Source organism: Shewanella sp. Shew256, assembly GCF_002196695.1.
Lineage (GTDB): Bacteria > Pseudomonadota > Gammaproteobacteria > Enterobacterales > Shewanellaceae > Shewanella > Shewanella mangrovisoli.
This window is the reverse complement of the sequence record NZ_NAJR01000006.1, coordinates 99,349-118,320: the sequence shown is the minus strand read 5'-3', so window position 1 is coordinate 118,320 and position 18,972 is coordinate 99,349. Positions and strand designations below refer to the sequence as shown.

15 protein-coding genes are annotated in these 18,972 nt (G+C 49.3%); 12 read left to right on the top strand and 3 right to left on the bottom strand.

The genetic code is table 11. From position 1 onward, the window contains the following. The first annotated feature begins 138 nt into the window (after positions 1–138). Positions 139–918, top strand: coding sequence for a tetratricopeptide repeat protein (locus tag B5P39_RS12815; protein ID WP_039978780.1), 780 nt, complete (start codon positions 139–141; stop codon positions 916–918). Positions 919–1,050: 132 nt separating this feature from the next. On the opposite strand, the gene thpR is transcribed toward B5P39_RS12815, so the two are convergent. Continuing rightward, positions 1,051–1,623, bottom strand: coding sequence for an RNA 2',3'-cyclic phosphodiesterase (gene thpR, locus B5P39_RS12810; protein WP_088211777.1), 573 nt, complete (start codon positions 1,621–1,623; stop codon positions 1,051–1,053). 172 nt (positions 1,624–1,795) lie between these two features. Here thpR and B5P39_RS12805 point away from each other — a divergent pair, with 172 nt between their 5' ends. The 10 genes from B5P39_RS12805 to B5P39_RS12755 all read left to right on the top strand — a co-directional run bounded on the left by B5P39_RS12805 (position 1,796) and on the right by B5P39_RS12755 (position 14,115). Further along, positions 1,796–3,985 (top strand): putative bifunctional diguanylate cyclase/phosphodiesterase, encoded by a 2,190-nt coding sequence (locus B5P39_RS12805; protein WP_088211776.1) that lies wholly within the window; start codon positions 1,796–1,798, stop codon positions 3,983–3,985. A gap of 203 nt (positions 3,986–4,188) precedes the next feature. Beyond that, on the top strand, positions 4,189–6,195 hold the full coding sequence (locus tag B5P39_RS12795) for a TonB-dependent copper receptor (RefSeq protein ID WP_088211774.1): 2,007 nt from the start codon (positions 4,189–4,191) through the stop codon (positions 6,193–6,195). Between the two features lie 169 nt (positions 6,196–6,364). Then, on the top strand, positions 6,365–8,872 hold the full coding sequence (gene hrpB, locus B5P39_RS12790; RefSeq protein ID WP_088211773.1) for an ATP-dependent helicase HrpB: 2,508 nt from the start codon (positions 6,365–6,367) through the stop codon (positions 8,870–8,872). Between the two features lie 78 nt (positions 8,873–8,950). Then, positions 8,951–11,245, top strand: coding sequence for a penicillin-binding protein 1B (gene mrcB, locus B5P39_RS12785; RefSeq protein WP_088211772.1), 2,295 nt, complete (start codon positions 8,951–8,953; stop codon positions 11,243–11,245). Between the two features lie 78 nt (positions 11,246–11,323). Next, entirely contained in the window at positions 11,324–11,602 is a 279-nt protein-coding gene (locus B5P39_RS12780; protein ID WP_011627235.1) for a peptidylprolyl isomerase, read from the top strand. A gap of 173 nt (positions 11,603–11,775) precedes the next feature. Beyond that, positions 11,776–12,213: a hypothetical protein gene (locus B5P39_RS12775; RefSeq protein WP_088211771.1), complete on the top strand. Its 438-nt coding sequence runs from the start codon at positions 11,776–11,778 to the stop codon at positions 12,211–12,213. A 143-nt stretch (positions 12,214–12,356) separates the two neighbouring features. Next, positions 12,357–12,794, top strand: a complete 438-nt coding sequence (locus B5P39_RS12770; protein ID WP_140418334.1) for a hypothetical protein — start codon at positions 12,357–12,359, stop codon at positions 12,792–12,794. A gap of 60 nt (positions 12,795–12,854) precedes the next feature. Continuing rightward, positions 12,855–13,184 (top strand): DUF2185 domain-containing protein, encoded by a 330-nt coding sequence (locus B5P39_RS12765; protein ID WP_088211769.1) that lies wholly within the window; start codon positions 12,855–12,857, stop codon positions 13,182–13,184. Positions 13,185–13,353: 169 nt separating this feature from the next. Continuing rightward, positions 13,354–13,764: a DUF2391 family protein gene (locus tag B5P39_RS12760; protein ID WP_088211768.1), complete on the top strand. Its 411-nt coding sequence runs from the start codon at positions 13,354–13,356 to the stop codon at positions 13,762–13,764. 120 nt (positions 13,765–13,884) lie between these two features. Continuing rightward, complete coding sequence (locus B5P39_RS12755; protein ID WP_011621428.1) at positions 13,885–14,115, top strand: hypothetical protein; 231 nt, start codon at positions 13,885–13,887, stop codon at positions 14,113–14,115. A gap of 68 nt (positions 14,116–14,183) precedes the next feature. On the opposite strand, the gene B5P39_RS12750 is transcribed toward B5P39_RS12755, so the two are convergent. Beyond that, entirely contained in the window at positions 14,184–16,367 is a 2,184-nt protein-coding gene (locus tag B5P39_RS12750) for a TonB-dependent receptor family protein (RefSeq protein WP_088211767.1), read from the bottom strand. Between the two features lie 258 nt (positions 16,368–16,625). Between B5P39_RS12750 and B5P39_RS12745 the strand changes: the two genes are divergently transcribed. Beyond that, positions 16,626–17,327 carry a DUF3581 domain-containing protein gene (locus B5P39_RS12745; protein WP_088211766.1) on the top strand — a complete coding sequence of 234 codons (702 nt, stop codon included), beginning with the start codon at positions 16,626–16,628 and terminating at the stop codon, positions 17,325–17,327. A 292-nt stretch (positions 17,328–17,619) separates the two neighbouring features. Here the strand turns inward: B5P39_RS12745 and B5P39_RS25150 are convergent, their stop codons facing one another. Further along, complete coding sequence (locus tag B5P39_RS25150) at positions 17,620–18,918, bottom strand: methyl-accepting chemotaxis protein (protein ID WP_088211765.1); 1,299 nt, start codon at positions 18,916–18,918, stop codon at positions 17,620–17,622. Between the last annotated feature and the right edge of the window lie 54 nt (positions 18,919–18,972).

Sequence of the window (18,972 nt, the reverse complement as noted above, 5' to 3'; positions counted from 1 at the left end):
ATAGGGGAAGTGGAATTATTGAGGGGCTTTGTGGTTATTTCTATTTAATATGGGTTCGATTATGCCGATTTAGGCTCGACTTATGGGAATAATTCAGGCTAACTTGAAGACGCGGTTGTTTTTTGAAAGAGGTACAAGGTGAAATACAGGCAATGGGTTTTAGGCGCAGGATTCACTCTATCCCTAGGGATGAGTGCTGCCGCGCACGCATTTTCTATTCCACAGCCAGCTAGTGAAGTTGCGGCGAGTAAATTTGTGCATATTCAAGTTCAGGCGGAGCAGGGCGATGCCGACGCACAATTTTTACTGGGGCTGATGTTTCTCTCTGGGCGTTATGTACAGCAAGAAGTGCCAACCGGATTACATTGGATGACCCTTGCCGCTGAGCAGCAACACGAAAAGGCGCAGCAAACCTTAGCGGATCTCTCCTTTGAAGGGCAGCTAGTGAAGCGTGACTTAGCCGTGGCCGAACGTTGGTATAAGGACATGGGTGAGCGCGGTAATCGCTGGGCGCAATTTCGTTTAGGCTTTATTTATGCCTCGGGTGGCGATGGCATTGCGCGTAACTGCGGTAAAGCCGTAGAGCAATTTACTCGTGTTGGGGATGATATTGCCCTTGGCAATGTGGCGTGGATTCTCGCAACTTGCCCTGAGGCCGAATATCGCGATGGTAATAAAGCGCTCGAGTTATCTCTTAAGCTGCTTAAAGTGAATGAGAACGATCCTACTAATCTTGATAACTTAGCGGCCGCCTATGCCGAAGTCGGTGATTTTGGTGCCGCGGTATCGACCCAGCAAAAAGCGATAGCCGCTTTAAAGATGACGGCTGAAGCCACCAAGACCGACGAGTTTCAGCAGCGCCTGCACAGCTATGAGCAAAAGCGCGCTTACCGTGAGACTTTACGTTTACTCGATTAACCCTGTCTGTGGTTGCTTGTCTTGTTATCAGCCCGAGCCATGCTCGGGCTGATTGTTTTTATGGATTGCTTTTACGGATTATTTTTGCGGATTGCTTCTGGCGCAATATTTATTCGCGTTAGCGGATTGGGCTTATGCGAGCGGCCAAGAATGTAAGATCTGATACTCCACACCGCGTCCGCCATTGGTGGAAAGATACAAATGCAGCTGCTCGGGTGCGAGCGTGAGTTCAAGCATCGAAGCTTGGATGACTTTCTGCTGTACCAATTCCTTGAGCGTTAGCTCACTCGCCAAGGTAGCTGACGGCTTTGCTTTTCTAAACAAGCTGATATGGGGCCGAAACGGATGCTCACTGAGATGTAATTGCAACTTCTGTGCTAAATCCTGCGCCTGAGAAGCTAAGAGGGCTAACTCAGGACTGATGCTTTCCCCCTTTAAACAACAGACTTGCGCCTTAGGCCACACGGCGATGCTATTCAGCGTGACGCTAAATTGGGGTTTAGCTAGCTTATCGACGCCATCGAGCAACTGTGCCACTTGAGTCGGATTGACGAGCCCTAAAAAGGCGAGGGTTAAGTGCAAATTGTTTTGCGTCACAGCTTTGGCATTAGGCGCTAACTGCGACCTCAAGCTTTGCTGTAATTGCAGCAGTTGTTGCCGCTGTATGCTCGTGGGGGCAAATCCAAGGAAGAGTCGTTGTAACACCTGTTTATCTCCATCACCTACTCAAACGCCAAACATAAGCTATGCTTTTGTTTGGTATTACAGAAATTCCCGCTGTAATGGTTAATGATAGACTTTAGACGACTTGAGATTCATCGCGGGAAGTGTAGAAATAATACCTTAAATGGACTTGTAGGTAAGGAAATCCCTTTTCATGTCAGATGGTTTAGCAAATCCACTCCAACAGGCATTAGTGACGATTTTTAGCGAAACGCCACTAGAAACCCTAGAGCAAAATGTTGATCAAGCCTTAGAAGCAATCACATTACAACTTCACTGTGATGGGGTATTTGTGCTGACAGGCAGTTTAGCCCTAGACCATCTGCGTACCCGCAATTTGTACTTAAAACCGCAATTTAGCCAGGGTCAGCAGACACGAGTCTGGCCGTTGGCGCGTATGTCGTTTTTTCGCTCCTTAGTTAGAACTCCTACGCTGCTGAATCTCCCCGATGTCGATACCTTGCCTTCGGAGGCCCAAGCGGAGCGTGCATTACTGCGGGATTGGAACGTTAAAAGCCTATTAGTATTACCGCCTGTGGTGTTTGGCGAAACCCGTATTGCCCTCGGCGCGGTCAATTGCTCCGAATGCTGCGAGTGGAGCGAGGAGTTTATTCAGGAATTTCAGCATGCGGCGGTGATGATTGGTTCGGCGATGGAACTCACCCGTATCGCCCACGATATGCTGGCCAGTGAGCACAGATACCGCGAAGTCTTTAATCAGCTGCCTTTAGCCTGCGCCTTGCTCGATAAACAAAATCAACTGACCATGCTGAACAAAGTGGCGTTGCAAACCCTGCCAGTGCAGCATGGATACGATTTATTCAGCATGGTGCGCGAAGAGGAGCATGCCATGCTCACCGACACGCTGCACATGGTGCGCGAAGGCGTATTGGGGCAAGCCTGGTGTGAGTTGCCCCTAAAATCGAATCAACAGCTTGATTGGCTGAGGTTAAGCTTTAGCCAAATCCACGGCAATAAAGACACCCTAGTGATGATTGCCGAAGATGTTAGTGAAAAATATCGCCTCGCCGATGAGCTATCCTTCCATGCGAATTATGATGCCTTGACTGGGTTACCGAATCGGCTGCATTTTGAGGCCTTGCTCGAAAACCTGCTGCAAACCAAAGATGATATGCCCACCTGCGTGGCCTTTATCGACGTCGATCAGTTTCAGGTGATCAACAATGTGAGCGGCCATCAGGCGGGTGATAAGCTATTGTGTCAGTTAGCATTACGTCTTAAACAACTGGTGCGTAAGGGCGATATTGTCGCGCGCTTGGGCGGAGATGAGTTTGGGATTTTAATGCATTATTGCAATGTGGATTCGGCGCAGCATATCGCGAATCGGATCTGCACTCAGTTAGCAACCCACGAGTTTATTTGGGAAAACCGTTGCCACAATGTCAGTGTTAGCATGGGGATCGCTAAGCTCGAAAAGTCTGCAACGGATATTTATACGGTAATGAGTCAGGCCGATGCGGCCTGTCGTCTTGCTAAGGATAAGGGCCGCAACGGCTGGCACTTGTACAGTGCCAAAGATCCTAAAATGACTCGCCTCTATACTGAGATGATGGCGTCGGTCGATATCGTCAGCGCCCTCGCACTCAATCAATTTGAGCTTTATTTCCAAAGCATTGCCCCGCTCAATCGCGAAGAGTCCGGCCTGCATTTAGAGGTGCTGCTGCGGATGGTGCAGGCCAATGGCACTATTGTTTCTCCGGCGATCTTTCTCCCTGCGGCGGAGCGTTACAACTTGGCGGCTAAGGTCGACTTATGGGTGATAGATAATCTGCTGAAGTGGGGCAGTAGCCATTTGGATATTTGGCAACAGCTGGAGTTGGTCTCGGTCAACCTGTCGGCGACCTCATTAGGTGACAGCGAGTTTATGAATTGGCTCGAAATGCGCCTGATGACCGAACCTGAGCTGGTGGATAAGCTCTGCATCGAGATCACCGAAACCGCTGCCGTTAGCCAGCTAGATCAAGCCACTAAACTGATTGAAGTGCTGCGGCCGTTAAACTGTCAACTCGCGCTGGATGACTTTGGCGCGGGTTTCTCAAGCTTTGCCTACCTTAAACGCTTGAACGTGGATTATGTCAAAATCGATGGTCAGTTCGTGATTAACCTGTGTGAGGATGAGGCTGACCAAGCCATCATCAAAGCCATTTGTCAGTTAGGGCAAGATATGGGCTTCGATGTGGTGGCAGAGTTTGTTGAATCAAAAGAAATCGCATTAAAGTTGAAAAGCTTAGGCGTGGATTATGCGCAGGGCTATGCCATCAATAAGCCCGCGCCACTACTGACCTTGACCTCAGGACTCGCTAGACCTTGGATGCTGGATTAGTCATATTTTCGATGGGCAATTTTTTAAAATCCGCAACTCTTAACCTATAAGTGATTAATTTATCAATATTAATCCGATTGTGACTCCACGCAATTTGGGCTGCGACAGATTGTCGCGCCCAGCCGACTTTTGATTGCGCTTCCTTCGCTAGTAACAACAATACCCCCACAAAAATCATTAAAAACAATATGTAGGGGAATGTCGTGCTGTATCAACCTATCAAATTAGCCGTTATTTTAGCGGGGATGTTGGGCACCGCTGTACCTCAATTGGCTTGGTCTGCTGAGGCGAGCGATTGTGGTGAAGATAAAAAATGTCAGGATTACCTGCGGGTCTCCGGCGATGTGATGCGCCAGCCCGTTCATCTTGTTAGCGATCCGAAACAGAACCGCTTGCCATTGCCTGCCTACGATGGTTCGGGATTTTTACGTTCTATCCCCGGATTTAATATCACTCGCAAAGGCGGCTCTGGTGGTGACCCTATGTTTCGGGGGCTGGGCGGTTCGCGTTTGAACATAGTCGATGATGGTCAGCATGTGTATGGCGCCTGTGGGGGACGTATGGACCCTCCGACAAACTATATTTATCCCGAAAGCTACGATCAGATAACGGTAATCAAAGGGCCGCAAACCGTGAAGTACGGTCCCGTCGGCAGCGCGGGCACGATTTTGTTTGAGAAAAACCGCCATCGCTTTAATCAAGTGGATCTTGAAGGACGGGCCAGCGCGACGGGCGGCAGTTTCGATAGGCGAGATGCCATGGTGGAGCTGAGTGCCGGGGATAAGAATTACTACCTCGATTTCGATATGAATCAATCCAGTAGTGACCATTATGAAGACGGAAGTGGCAATAAAGTACAGTCGAGTTACGACCGCCAAAACGCCAATCTTGCCTTGGGATGGACACCGACAGAGCGCACGGTACTTGAACTGGCCTATGGTGAGTCGAGCGGAGAAGCCGAGTATGCCGACAGGTTAAATAAGGCGCGTCAAATCGATAATCGTGATACGGCGCTACTGCTACAACACGAGTTTGAGTCGAGCTGGTTAACGGCGGTCGAACTGCAAGCCTTTAGCAATAAAAACGACCACATTATGGATAGGTTCGATGAAGGGGTTAATTCGGGCGCCAATGTGCGGCGGATGACCGACGGTGGCCATTTGTGGTTTGAGTTAGCGCCACTCGATGCTCTGGATGTCACTCTTGGGCTGGATTATATGTCGAGCAAACATGATGGCCGCAGTATGGCGCCCGGCGATGTCGGGCTAAACGACTTACTCAATAAACCTTTTAAAGAGGATATGCGCTATCAAAACTATGGTCTGTTTGCCGAGTCGCGCTATCGTTTTGAAGAGGGCGAGTTTGGGCGCAGTAGTTTGCACGCAGGGTTGAGGCTCGACGACTGGAATAGTGAACTTTTGATTGCCCAGCAGGGCGAGCGGGACGATACCCTCTATAGCGGATACCTGCGTTATGAGTTTCAAACCGCACAGTACCAATACTATGCAGGCTTTGGCTCGGCGCAGCGGATGCCGGATTATTGGGAGATTATGAAGGCTAGCGCCGATAACCCCGCACAAAAAGCCTTTGACCTTAAAGCGGAAACCACCAATCAGTTCGACATAGGTTGGATTTATCAGGGGCCTGTTGAGGCTTCGGTTTCACTCTTCTATGGTGAGATTGCGGACTATATCCTGATTGATTCCAGCGGCCAAGCCACCCTTGCCCTTAATATCGATGCGAGCCTCTACGGCGGCGAGGCCAGCCTAGATTATGCGCTTAATGAGCAATGGTCGAGCCAACTCACCGTAAGTTATACCCATGGTGAAAACGATACCGACAAGGTCGCGCTTGGGCAAATATCGCCGTTAGAGGCCAGATTAACCATTAACTATCAATGGCAAAGTTGGACCATGGCGGCGCAGTGGCGAGTGGTGGCCGCGCAAGACCGTTACACCTTAGGTCATGGCAACATTGTGGGCCAAGACTTAGGCCCGAGCAGCGGGTTTGGTACTTTGGCGCTCAATGCTTCTTGGTCATACAGCAAGGATTTATCCTTAATTTTGGGTGTCGAAAACCTGTTTGATACCGCCTATGCCGAGCATGTGAGTAAGGCGGGCACGGGGAACGAGCTGCCGGGCAGTGAGGCTATGTTTAGGGTCAATGAGCCGGGCCGTAATCTGTGGGCTAAGCTGACCTATCAGTTCTAACTCGGCTTATTTGTGCTATTAGCGCCCCGAGAGCCTTGCTGTCGGGGCGATGCTATTTTTAGCAAGCCAATGCCAAACTGCGACGTATCAAAGCTAAGGCCGCGGGAGGGACACTGCCTAAGGCCTATGTTAAACTTCCCCATCATTTTTATCTGTTGATACTGTTGCATTGAACAATCTACCCATTCATTCCTTATTGCCATCCCTGCGCGATGCCTTTGCGAAACATGCGCAAGTGATCCTCGAAGCGCCAACGGGGGCGGGTAAGTCGACCGCATTGCCCTTAGCCATGCTGGATTGGCCTGAGATTTCGGGACGGATTTTAATGCTGGAACCTCGGCGTGTGGCTGCGCGCAGCGTGGCGCAATTTATTGCTAGTTGTCGGCAGCAGGCGGTAGGGCAAGAGGTAGGTTATCGCGTGCGCGGCGAGTCAAAGGTCAGTGGTGAGACTCGACTTGAGATTGTCACCGAAGGGATTTTAACTCGCATGATCCAGCAAGATCCTGAATTAACAGGCATCGAGATGATCATTTTCGACGAGATCCACGAGCGGCATTTGACCACAGATCTCGGTTTAGCCTTGGCGCTTGAAGTGCAAAGCTCACTGCGGGATGACTTAAAAATCCTCGCCATGTCGGCAACCTTATCTGGCCTGACATTAGCCGAGTTGATGCCCGATGCAGCCCTGCTACAGAGTGAGGGGCGCAGTTTCCCGGTCGAAATTCGCTATCGCCCCATTGCTGGGCAGCAGCATTGGCTCGATCATCTGAGCCGTGTTGTGCTCGATGCCACAACATCACTAAGTCATAACGGTCCGCAGGATATTCTGGTGTTTTTGCCTGGTAAGGCTGAAATCCTTAGAGTGGCGCAGTATCTGGAAGAGCGCCTCGATAGCAGTCACGTGGCGGTGTACCCTCTCTATGGTGAGCTATCGGCGCAGGAGCAGGATAGGGCGATAAAAGCCGACAGCAGCAGGCGCAAGATAGTGCTTTCCACCAACGTGGCCGAGTCGAGCCTGACCATCGAGGGCATTGGCCTGGTTATCGACAGCGGTTATAAACGCCAAGCCAGTTTTAATTCTAAAACTGGGGTGACACGTTTAAGCCTTAAGCGCATCAGCCAAGCCTCGGCAACCCAGCGTGCAGGCCGTGCGGGGCGTTTGGCGGCGGGCGAGTGTATCCGTTTATGGGGCCAAGAGGAGCATCAACGTTTGCTCAAGGCCGATGAGCCCGAAATCAGCCAAGCCGACTTAGTTGCCATGGCCCACGACTGCGCCTACTGGGGCGCGAAATCCTTCAGCGACTTACTGTTATTGACTGCGCCGCCCACGGTAAATGAGGCATTAGCTTGGCAACTGCTTCAGCGTTTAGGCATGGTTGATGAACAAAACAAGCTGACTTTGCATGGCAAAGCGGCCTATGAGCTGGGGTGCCATCCGCGCCTCGCCCATATGTTATTAGTGGCCAAATCTCGTGACGAACATCAACTGGCAGCCTTAGCCTGTTTACTGGCGGGGATTTTAGAGGCGCGGGGATTACCACGCAAAGGCGCCGATATCATGAATTACCTGCATTTTGCCACCCAAGGCAGTGTAGGACAGCAGGCCAAGCAATGGCTTAAAAAGCTGGCGCTAGATAAGCAATTCTCTCAGGCCGATTTAGTAGCCATCGCCTCCCATGCCCATCATCAGGATGTCGGTTTGCTGTTGGCGCTGGCTTATCCCGACCGCATTGCCAAATCCCGTGGCGTTGAGGGCTATCAATTGGCTAATGGTACGGGTGTGGTGCTTAGCGCCGAAGATGCTTTAGCGCAAACGCCTTGGCTGGTGGTGGCGGATTTTCAAGAAACCGAAGGCAAGAATGCCGGGCGGATTTATCTCGCCAGTCCATTATCGCCAAGTCTGTTCGATGAGGTGTTGGCCGAGCTGGTGGAGCGCCACGATCAATGTGGTTGGGATGAAGCTAAGGGTCGTGCTGTGGCCGAACGCCAAACCAAAGTCGGGCAGATTTTATTGAAATCAGAGGCTATCCCTAATCCAAATCGCGGCCAAATTGTGGCGGCATTGCTGAGTTACATTCGCCAGCAAGGGCTACAAATCCTCAATTGGCACGATAACTTAGCGCAGTTTCAAGCGAGGTTAAAGTTAGCGCGTGATTTAGATCCGAATGCCGATTGGCCGGAGATGAGCGATACCGCGCTGCTGGCAAACCTTGAAACATGGCTGGCGCCCTACCTTGAAAATGTGAATAATCTGCCGCAATTACAAAAACTCGATTGCTTTAGTTTGCTGGTAAATCAATTAACTTGGTCACAGCAACAGGCGCTCGATGCGCTGTTGCCCACCTCATGGCCGTTAGCCACGGGGACTTCGGCACCGATTTTGTACGATGCCTCGGGACGAGCCTTGCTGCGGGTACGTTTGCAGGAAACCTTTGGCATGGCAGACAGCCCGCTACTGGCCCAAGGCAAGCTGAAGGTGACGATGGAATTGCTGTCACCAGCGCAGCGCCCCTTGGCGCTGACGGCGGATCTCGCCAGTTTTTGGCAAGGGCCCTATGTGGAAGTGAAAAAAGAAATGCGTGGGCGTTATCCTAAACACCTGTGGCCGGACGATCCTGCCAATACCCAGCCCACAAAATTTACCAAGAAGAAAACCTTAGGTTTATCTCAGTCATAGCCTTTAGACTGCTTTGATTTACAACCTCAGTGTTGTGCCTGTGACTGATGCCGTTAACGCATAAATGATGAAGTAGATATGACAACTAAGACGACAAAAAAAGCGAAAGCGAAGCGCAGCCGTGGCCTGTTTGGGCAAATTTGGTCGCTCACTTGGAAGCTCGCCTTAATCGGGCTAGCCGTTGTGACCTTCTACAGTATTTACCTCGATCAAATTATTGCCCGCAAGTTTGAGGGGCAAAAATGGCACTTACCCGCGCAGGTATTTAGTCGCTCGATGGCCTTATATCCCGGCGCTGCCGTGAGTCATCCACAGTTAATGGCCGAACTCAAACTCTTAGGTTATCGCAAGGTCGCCAATCCCCGCGAAGTGGGTGAGTTTTCGGCATCCAGCACCAAAATCGAATTATGGCGTCGCCCCTTCTTACATCCCGAGGGCGATCAGGCCGAGCAACGGGTGATGATTAGCTTCGACAGCGATGGGATCAGCTCGATTGCGCGTATGTCAGATAAGCGCCAGTTGGCGGTATTCCATTTAGAACCCGTCTTGCTCGATCGCATTATTGCGGGTGACGGCGAAGACAGATTGTTTGTTCCCACTGAAGAAATGCCCAAGGCGATCGTAAAAGCCTTGCTGCTGGTGGAAGACCGCAGTTTTTACGAGCATCATGGGGTGAACCCCTTCGCGATTCTGCGCGCGGCTTTTGTGAATATCAGCGCGGGTCGTACTGTACAGGGCGGCTCGACACTGACCCAGCAGTTGGCGAAAAACTTCTTCCTCTCCAGCGAGCGCTCTTTGCTGCGTAAAATTCGCGAAGCCTTAATGGCGGTGATTATCGATTTTCGTTACAGCAAGGAAGAAATCCTCGAGGCCTACCTCAACGAAGTGTATATGGGACAAGATAAATCCCGCGCCGTGCATGGGATGGGCTTGGCTTCACAGTTCTATTTTGGTCGACCCATCGGCGAGCTAACCACGGCGCAGCAAGCGTTTTTAGTGGCGGCGATTAAGGGGCCTTCCTATTACAATCCTTGGCGTTATCCTGAGCGCAGCCAAGAGCGTCGCGATTTAGTGCTGCGTCTCTTGATGGAGTCGGGTGAGCTGAGCACCGCGCAGTACAAGGTGGCGGTCGAGTCCCCCTTAGGCTTACGTAATGCCAATAAACCAGTGCATCAAAAATTACCTGCGTTTTATGCCTTGGTTAAACAAGAGCTTAACGAGCGCTATGGTGACGAATTATTAAAACAATCTGGGGTGAAGATTTACACTACCTTAGATCCAATGGCGCAGGAAGCCGCCGAAATCGCCGTGACTCAAACCTTTAAGAGCTTAGATAAAGGCAATAAGTCGTTGCAGATTGGTATGGTGGTGACGGACAAATATACTGGCGGTATCGCGGCTATGGTGGGTGATAAGACGCCAGGCTTTGACGGCTATAACCGCGCGGTTGAGATCCGCAGACCCATTGGCTCGCTCATCAAGCCATTTGTGTATGCGACCGCATTGGCGCCAAATAGCCAGTTCACCTTGGCTTCGCCACTTAAAGATCAGCCGATTACCCTAAAGAATGAGCAGGGTAAAACCTGGTCACCGCAGAACTTTGATAAGAAGTTTAGCGGACAAGTCTCCTTGTTAACGGCGCTGAAAAAGTCGATGAACGTACCTACGGTGAACCTCGGGATTGCCGTGGGTGTGGATGCGGTGGCAACCACCTTGGCTAAGTCAGGCTGGCAAGAGCCACTTAACGAATATCCGTCTATGCTACTGGGCGCCGTGAATGGCTCGCCTCTAATGGTGGCGCAGGTTTATCAGACGCTGGCCGATTATGGTGCCTATCGCAAACTCACCACAGTGACGGCGGTACTCGACAGTCACAATCAGCCATTACCTGTGACCCGCTCACCGAAGGAGCAAGCTATCGCGCCGGATACAGACTTCCTGGTGCAATATGCCATGCAGCAAGTGGTGCGTTCGGGTACGGCAACACGTTTAGGTAATGCTTTCCCAGGCGTTGCTTTAGCGGGTAAAACCGGTACCAGTAACGATAGTCGCGACTCTTGGTTCGCCGGTTTTGACGAGCGTAACGTCGCGGCGATTTGGGTCGGACGCGACGATAACGGTAAGACGACTCTTTACGGCAGTAGTGGTGCCATGGCCGTGTATCAGGCCTTCTTGAAGGAACGTCCACCGATTGGGCTGCGCTCGATTCCGCCAACGGGCGTGATCCAAGGTTATTTTGACCGTGATACCGGTGAAGCTAAGGAGGCGGGATGTCGCAATACCGAGGCATTGCCCGCCCTGCGCGGCACCTATAACCCGGCGAAAAACTGTGGCGAGCCGTTGCAGTGGTGGCAGAAGATTTTAGGTCAGTAATACTTATTCTTGATAGGTAAAGCGATAACGGCGGTGCAGCAAGATGGCACCGCTGTCTTTGATAAAAGAGAGTACCAGATGTATAAAACCGCAGCCGCAGTACATATCCTTGTTAAACACAAAGAGCAGGCGGAAGATATTATTAAGCAATTGAATAAAGGCGCGAATTTTGGTGCGTTAGCCAAGCGCTATTCCTCATGCCCATCGGCTAAAAAGGGCGGCGATCTCGGTGAATTCAAACGTGGGCAAATGGTGCCACAGTTCGATAAAGTCGCTTTTTCTGGTGAGTTATTAGTGCCACATCTGGTTAAAACCAAGTTTGGTTGGCATGTAGTGAAGGTGCTGTATCGCACTTAATCAGGTTGCGTTGATTGAGTCAATAAGCTGACCTATCGACGCATTAAGCTGCATCTCAACACCAATCTAAACGCTTATTTTCAAAAAATAGTTAACTGTGCGCGTTTCCAGTGTTCTCACGGGATAAACGCGCAAATGCACGAATAAGACGTTAGCTTCTGTGGTATGTGTAAATGGATTTAAAACAAACAAATTTGCAGAGCATTCTCGACAGACTTTATAAGACTGCGTTGTCACTACTCCTCCCACAATTAGGATTACTCACCATCGTTGGTTCAAAAAGTGACCAATATACTTTTTTGCTGATGTTTATTGTTTTTCTAGCTGTGAATATTCTCATTCCCGTATGGTTACTCCTATTCAACACTGGGAATTCAAAAATTGATTCATTTTCAATTACAATAGACGACCAGAAAATGCTTGTTTCGACCTATGGTGAAGTCCAGCAAATAGATAAAGCTTCATATTGTGGCTATAAAGTTACCTCGCAGTATCCAAAGCAAATACAGCTATTAGAGGCTAATGGCGAACATATAGAGTTTAGTTACTACGCGTTAAATAAAGAGCAAAGGAATCGCTTGTTTGATTATTTGGGACCTGCGAAAAGCTAAAATCTGATCTAGTCGCTCCCTTCGAACGCAGGGACAAAATATGGGGCCGCTGGGCGAATATGGTCCATATTCTTATCCCTAAGCGGGGTGTCAACGGACGGCCATTTATTTCAACCTTAGGTGTACCACATTGGGGAGGCATATTGATTCAGTTAGCCCGTAAAGAAGGAATAGAATTGTATAACTATTCTATGGCAAGGATGTATTTCGTAGGCGAAACATTATGGTTTGATATTAAGGGTTCTGCCGAAGATGCCAAATGTAATCCTGATACTGTAGATTGTGGAATGTATCCCGTGATCGAATTAGGTGTGCAAGCGCCTGGTCTTGATATAAGTAAGCTCGCTGGCACAGAGTTCTTCCATAAGGGAATAGAAAACGATGAGGATGACTCCTGTGATGCTCTCATCTATTACTTTGAGCATGAGCCGATTATCAATGCAACTATCAAAATCAGTGAATCCCAATATCAGGACAAATATAAAGTCATTATGTCCTTCATAACCAATGATATTGTCGATTGGGAGCTTGGTCCCATGAGAGTGAACATTGATGCACTATTTGAAATTACCACAAATTAACCAGTAAGCATGGATATGCTCTGCACGCCAATTATAGAGACATAAAGTGCGAGAAAAAGCATGAAGAAATATAAGCTGCCAAATGATCAAATTGAAGATTTAGTCTCTATGGGTGGGTGTTTAGCGACTGATAGGATCACTGTAGATGGTTGCAAGGTGGGCTATATGTATAGGGATAAGCCCATCAATATCGACGATAGTGGTTGGCGCTTTTTCGCTGGTGACGAGGATGAAGATTACATGGCAGACAACGATAATCATGGTGTTTACGCGGTAAATACAATCGTAAACTATGACCGAGATATTATTGGGCTTTTGAATGAACCCATCGGCTCAGAATACGAAAGAGACTACTATACGGGAAAATTTAAAAAGGCAATTACGCACTAGATACGCAGCAAGCTAATTCGCGCAGTGCAGTGACTTTCCACAGCTTTTAAGGTATTAGCCTACGCATTAAAAACGCAATTGAAGTAGCATCAATCGGTAAATTTTTACGGGTTAGATTTGCTTATTCAATGTGCGATGATGATTTGCCATGAAATCACAGGGAGGCGCGATGAGCTTTAACTTTGATACCTACCGTTTTAACACTGAAGATGCGATTCAAGTCTGTGTTGGCGCCTTTGCACTCGCTGTGCCTATTGGGTTTTCGGAGGAGGCATGGCAACTCGGGGAGACCTTGCCGCTGCTGAATCTGTTGATGTTGTTTAGCTTGTCGTTACTGTTCCTCGGGGTATTTACTTACCAGAGCGTGTTCCAACAGAATATTCGTCACCGCCTGCCGGTATTTATTTTTCGGATTGTTATGGCCTATCTGATTAGTGCCTGTGTGGTGAGTTTGGTGCTCCTTTGCCTCGATAAGCTGCCCTTTATTGACGATCCTATGACCTCCATAAAGCGGATTATCGTGATTACCATGCCGGCCTCTATGGGGGCGATTGTGGTGGATAGTTTCGATAAGGAGTAGCGCGGGACTTCACAAAGAGTCGCTCAACTACTTGGGTGGCAACTCATGACTTTTGTCACTGGTGCATTTAGGTTATGTTGCACATACTGGATTAAGAGATAAATTCGAAAAGGACCCGTTATGAACGCAGCAACGCTTGCATTACTTATCCCTATTTTTGCCATTGTCGGCGGATATACAGTCGCGATTATGAAGATCCGCGAGCGCGGCAATTCGGTCAGTAATAAGCTTCAGGCCGAAAACCAACTGTTACGCATTGAGCTTGATAAACTGCGCGAGCGGGTTGAAGTGTTAGAACAACTGGTGACTGACGAGAGTTTTCAGTTAAAGCGCGAATTTAAGCGAGTTTAGTCGCAGTGGTTGTTGATAGATGATTTACAAGGGCAAACTGGGTTTGCCCTTGTTAGTTTTACGAGAGATTAAAATTTATAGCTGTAACCGAGTGTGACCGTTTGAGGTTTTCCGGCAAAAATAGAGCCGTGTACTCGCGTCGTCATATAGGTTTCATCGAAGAGGTTGTCTACGGTTAAGTACACTTCCTGACTGTGAGTGACAAAGTAACGCGCCGATAAGTCCACTAAGGTTTTAGCCTCAATCACTTCATCTGCGGGAATGGCACCTGCACCTGCTTTTGTTCGCATCTCATCGGTATAACGCGCCGCCACTATGACTTGCCAGTTTTGCGATTGTACGCCTGCAGAAATATACAATTGGTTTTCAGGTAGATAGGTTAACTTGTAACCCGCTTCAACTTTATCCCAAGTTTCAAACTCAGATTCGAAACTATTGCCAAACTCGGCATCCGTGTAGGTGTAGGCGAGTTTGACTGGAAAACTCATCGCTCCAGCGCGGTTAAACTCGTGGGCGAGGCTGAGTTCGAGGCCTTTGACTTCCACTTCGCCAGCGTTGTACTGGTTGTCGAGTTTAGTGTCATCACAACCCTGCGCCGCGGTGCAGTTGCCATGCATGTTACTGTAATCGCTATAGAAACCGATTAACTCTGCATTAAATGCATCTTGATGGTAGCGAACGCCAGCCTCATAGTTCCAGCTCTGCTCTTCTTGTCCCTTGGCATTGCCGGGCGCGGCGGGCGAGAAACCTTTCTGTACCCCAGCCAGAATTAATACTTGCTCATTAATCTGGTAAGTTGCTGATAACGAAGGCAGCAGCGCATTGAACTGACTTTCAACCTGTTTATCGGGATGCCCCTCGCGGCCCGGGTTCTTCTTGCCCCAATCGCGGCGTTGAGTCTCGACATCTTCCCAGCGCAGGCCGGCGGTAATGGTGAGCGCGTCTAAGCTGATTTTATCCTGCACATAGGCCGCAAATGCCGTGGCGCTATCGACACGGTTGGAGTCGGTGCCCGGGACACCACTCTTAGTGCGTAACATGACACTATTGGCGTCCATTGAATAACTGTCGGCCCATTGGTATCTGTCCATTTCATCGTCATGGTAGCGAAGACCAAAGGCGAGGTCGTGATCCCCGAGTAACCAATTGAGTTCCGTTTGTATCCCTTGGGCGAGGTAACTGCGATTATTGGCTTTGACATTGACCTCAAGCTCAGAGAGCAAACCCGCATCAAAGTCGGCAGCATTTTGGATCCCTTTGCCACTTAATGATTCACCACCAACCTTGTCGGCCTTATACCAATTTCGATGAAAATCATTGTAATAGCCAATGCTGCTAAGGCTTAGCGTGTCGCTAAAATCGATAATATGGTTGAGCTGTACTTGCTTATGCTCTGTGGTCATCTGGTCTTTTTGCGAGGCAGAATAGCGACGATAGGGCGAGGCCTGATAATCCGCATCGGTCAGACCCATATAGGTTTCATTAGAGGTCTCATCGGCAAATTTCAATTTAAGTTCAAGGGATTGCTGGTATGCAGCCGTGCTGTCGGTGTTAACTCTGACCTTGGCTAAGGCATCATTTTTAGTAAAGCCAGTGTCGCCTCCGACCGTGTTTATCTCCCTAAATCCGTCGGCTTGATAGCGATAAATCTCGGCCACTGCGCCAATCCGCTCGCCTTGTCCGCCCGCATAGGTGTGTAATTTGCCGAAGCCATCTTGGCCTAAGGCAAGATCAATTTTGCCGGCTAATGCCTCTTGAGGAATTTGCCGAGACAGCATGTTAATCACCCCACCTGTGGTACGTGGACCATACTTTACTGTTGAGCTTCCCTTAAGGATTTCAACCGATTGCATTCTGCCTGAGGTGGGGAAGTAGTAAGCCGCAGGGGAGGCATAGGGGGCGGGAGCGGCGAGAACACCATCTTCCATCACGGTAATTTTTTCAGAACGATTTTGCCCAGTGCCACGCATACCAATGTTTGGGCGTAGGCCATAACCATCTTCTTCTTGAATATAAACGCCGGGCACAGAGGCCAAAGTGCGCATAATATCGGAATATTTAAAGGTTTCTAATTCGGCTTCGGTAATTTGATGGGCGCTACCAGGCGTGGTATCGAGGGGATTTTTACTGCCGAAAATACTGATCTGTTCTATTTTTGCGGGGGCTTGGCTGGGCGAATTGGCTTGCGCATTGAAGGCGGTAGTTAATGCGCAGGCCAATAAGCTAAGGCGCATTGGGCTAAGTTGGGTCATTGGACTCTCCGAATCGGACATGGTGCTTGTCTTTATTTTTTTGCAAACAGGAATTGTTCTCGTTTGCGGCCGCGGAGCTTAGTTTTATTAACTTAAAGCCAACTTAAAATTCTTTATCTTTACAAATGTAAGTCAGATGTTACTTTGTTCGTTACCCTAAGAGGATAAGTCATCGGGTGAGTGAAATGCCGAAACTGAGGTAGACTCGTTGCACCTTTGTTATTCGCCCAATATTGAGCCAGTTAAGATCGAGTTTATATGTTCCTATCGCCGTATTTTTCTACGCAAAATCAATCAATTTCTGTATCTGCACAACAAGCCAGTGACTTCGCCAAGAAAATCGCCCAAGACTTCAACCCTATCCACGATGTGGGTGCTAAGCGCTTTTGTGTGCCCGGCGACTTGCTGTTTGCCCTCGTCTTAACCCAGTACGGTTTAAGCCAGAACATGAAGTTTACCTTTGCTGGCATGGTCGGTGATGGCGTCGAGCTGCAATTTCCCGAGCAGGTGAACGACAGTTTTTCGATTTGCGATAACCGCGAGAAAACCTATTTGCAGGTCAGTCGTCAGGGCGATGTGAGTCGCTGTGACGCGCAAACCGAATCCTTTATTCGCAATTATGTGGCGTTTTCGGGGCACAATTTTATCGATATCCTGGTGCCTTTGATGAAACAGCATCAAGTGATGATCAATCCCGAGCGTCCCTTAGTGATCTACGAGAGCATGTCATTCGACTTAACCAGTCTCGACTTTGTGGAAGTAAAATTATCGCTAGTACAACAAGAGCTTAAGATTGATGGTAAGCGTGGCGATGTGACACTGCACTTCGAGCTGCATAGCGGCGACACCCTCGTCGGCACTGGGATTAAAACCTTAGTCATGAGCGGCCTACGCCCCTACGAAGAGGCGCAAATGCAGCAAATGTGTGCCGCCTATGAAGGGCGCAAAACCGATTTTTAAGCGGTATTTTGAGTCGACCTGTTTTAACCAAGACCTGTTTCAAGTAAGGCCTGAGTGATCCGGTAAGTGTGGCGCCTAGGATGAACCAAGGCGCCGATAATGGATAAGGCTCAATTTAAACCACATGGGATAACAACAGCTTTAAAGCCTGTTATCCCAAGAGCTTAGCTAGGTTATTTAACTTGCTACCCTCGCTCTCCAGCCGTTTTCCCACTTCACTTATCAACTCTGCCTTTCTGTTTAGCCATAGGTTAAGCCTCTCGCTTATCCATTAACGCTTAGCCAAAATAGGTTAATCAATAGACAGTTGCGAGACTGTCTCGGCGACATTCTCTGCGCCAGTGCGAATATCGCCCATCACGGCGGTGACTTCCGCTAATTGCTGTTTGCCTTCCTCGGCGATGCGCTCAACCTCATTCATCATGCTGGTGGCACTGGCCGTCAGTTGGCTGTTCTTATCAACCACGGCGGCAATTTCGCCGGTCGATTTACTGGTTCTCGCCGCTAATTGGCGTACCTCATCGGCCACTACGGCAAAGCCTCGGCCTTGTTCGCCCGCGCGGGCAGCTTCGATAGCGGCATTGAGGGCCAGTAGATTGGTTTGATCGGCAATCGCACTGATGGTTGCCACAATCGCTTGAATACTTTGGGATTGCTCGTTGAGCTTCAGCATAGACTCAGTGGTTTTGTGGGTCTGCGCCGCAATAGCATTAGAGGTGTTTACCGTCGCGTCGAGCAATTGCACGCCGCGGTTAGCCTGTTCCACCGTGCTCTGCGAGGTGGCATGGGCGATATTGGCCGCATCCCGAATCGCATGACTCTTGATGATCCTTTGGGTAATGTCACTGGCAAACTTGATCACCTTCACCACTTTGCCGTGATCATCCATCACGGGGTTGTAGACGGCCTCAAGCCAAATCGAATCCCCGTAGGCATTTTTACGTTGGAATAGGCCTTTCTTGTATTGCCCGCGTCGTAGGTCATCCCAAAAATGCGGATTATCCTGATAGAAGTTATCGAAGCAGAACAGACGGTGATGCTTGCCCTGCAGTTGCTCCTTGCGATACCCCATGGTTCTGAGGAAGTTGGCATTGGCATTGAGGACATTACCCTCGGGGCTGAACTCGATAATCGCCTGGGATTTTTGCAGGGCGGTAAACAGTGCCGCCTGAGCATCCAGTTGGTATTTATCCTCAGTGATCACCGCTGCGGTTTTCATGATCTTAGTGATTTTACCATCCAGCTTGATGGGGAAATAGGTCGCCCTAAGCCAGATCTCTTGGCCATTCTTATGCACGCGGGGGAATTTGCCTTCCTTCGCCTGTCCTTGCTTTAACTCGCGCCAAAACTGTTGATACTCAGAGGAGTTTACATAGTCTGCGGCACAAAATAATTTGTGGTGTTTACCGACAATTTCGTCCAGTGAGTAGCCTACAGCCTTTAAAAACAGCGGATTCGCGTCGAGGATGATGCCATCGGGAGTAAACTCAATCGTTGCGATACTCGCCTTGATTGAATCGACAACGGCTTCGGCTTCCCTGCGCTTTATTTCGCTTTCTGCTAGGTCTTTACGTAGTGAAGAATTAAACACTGAATACTCCTGATGAGTGGGTTAACTCAAAAACGGCGTTGAGTGCCTAAGCTG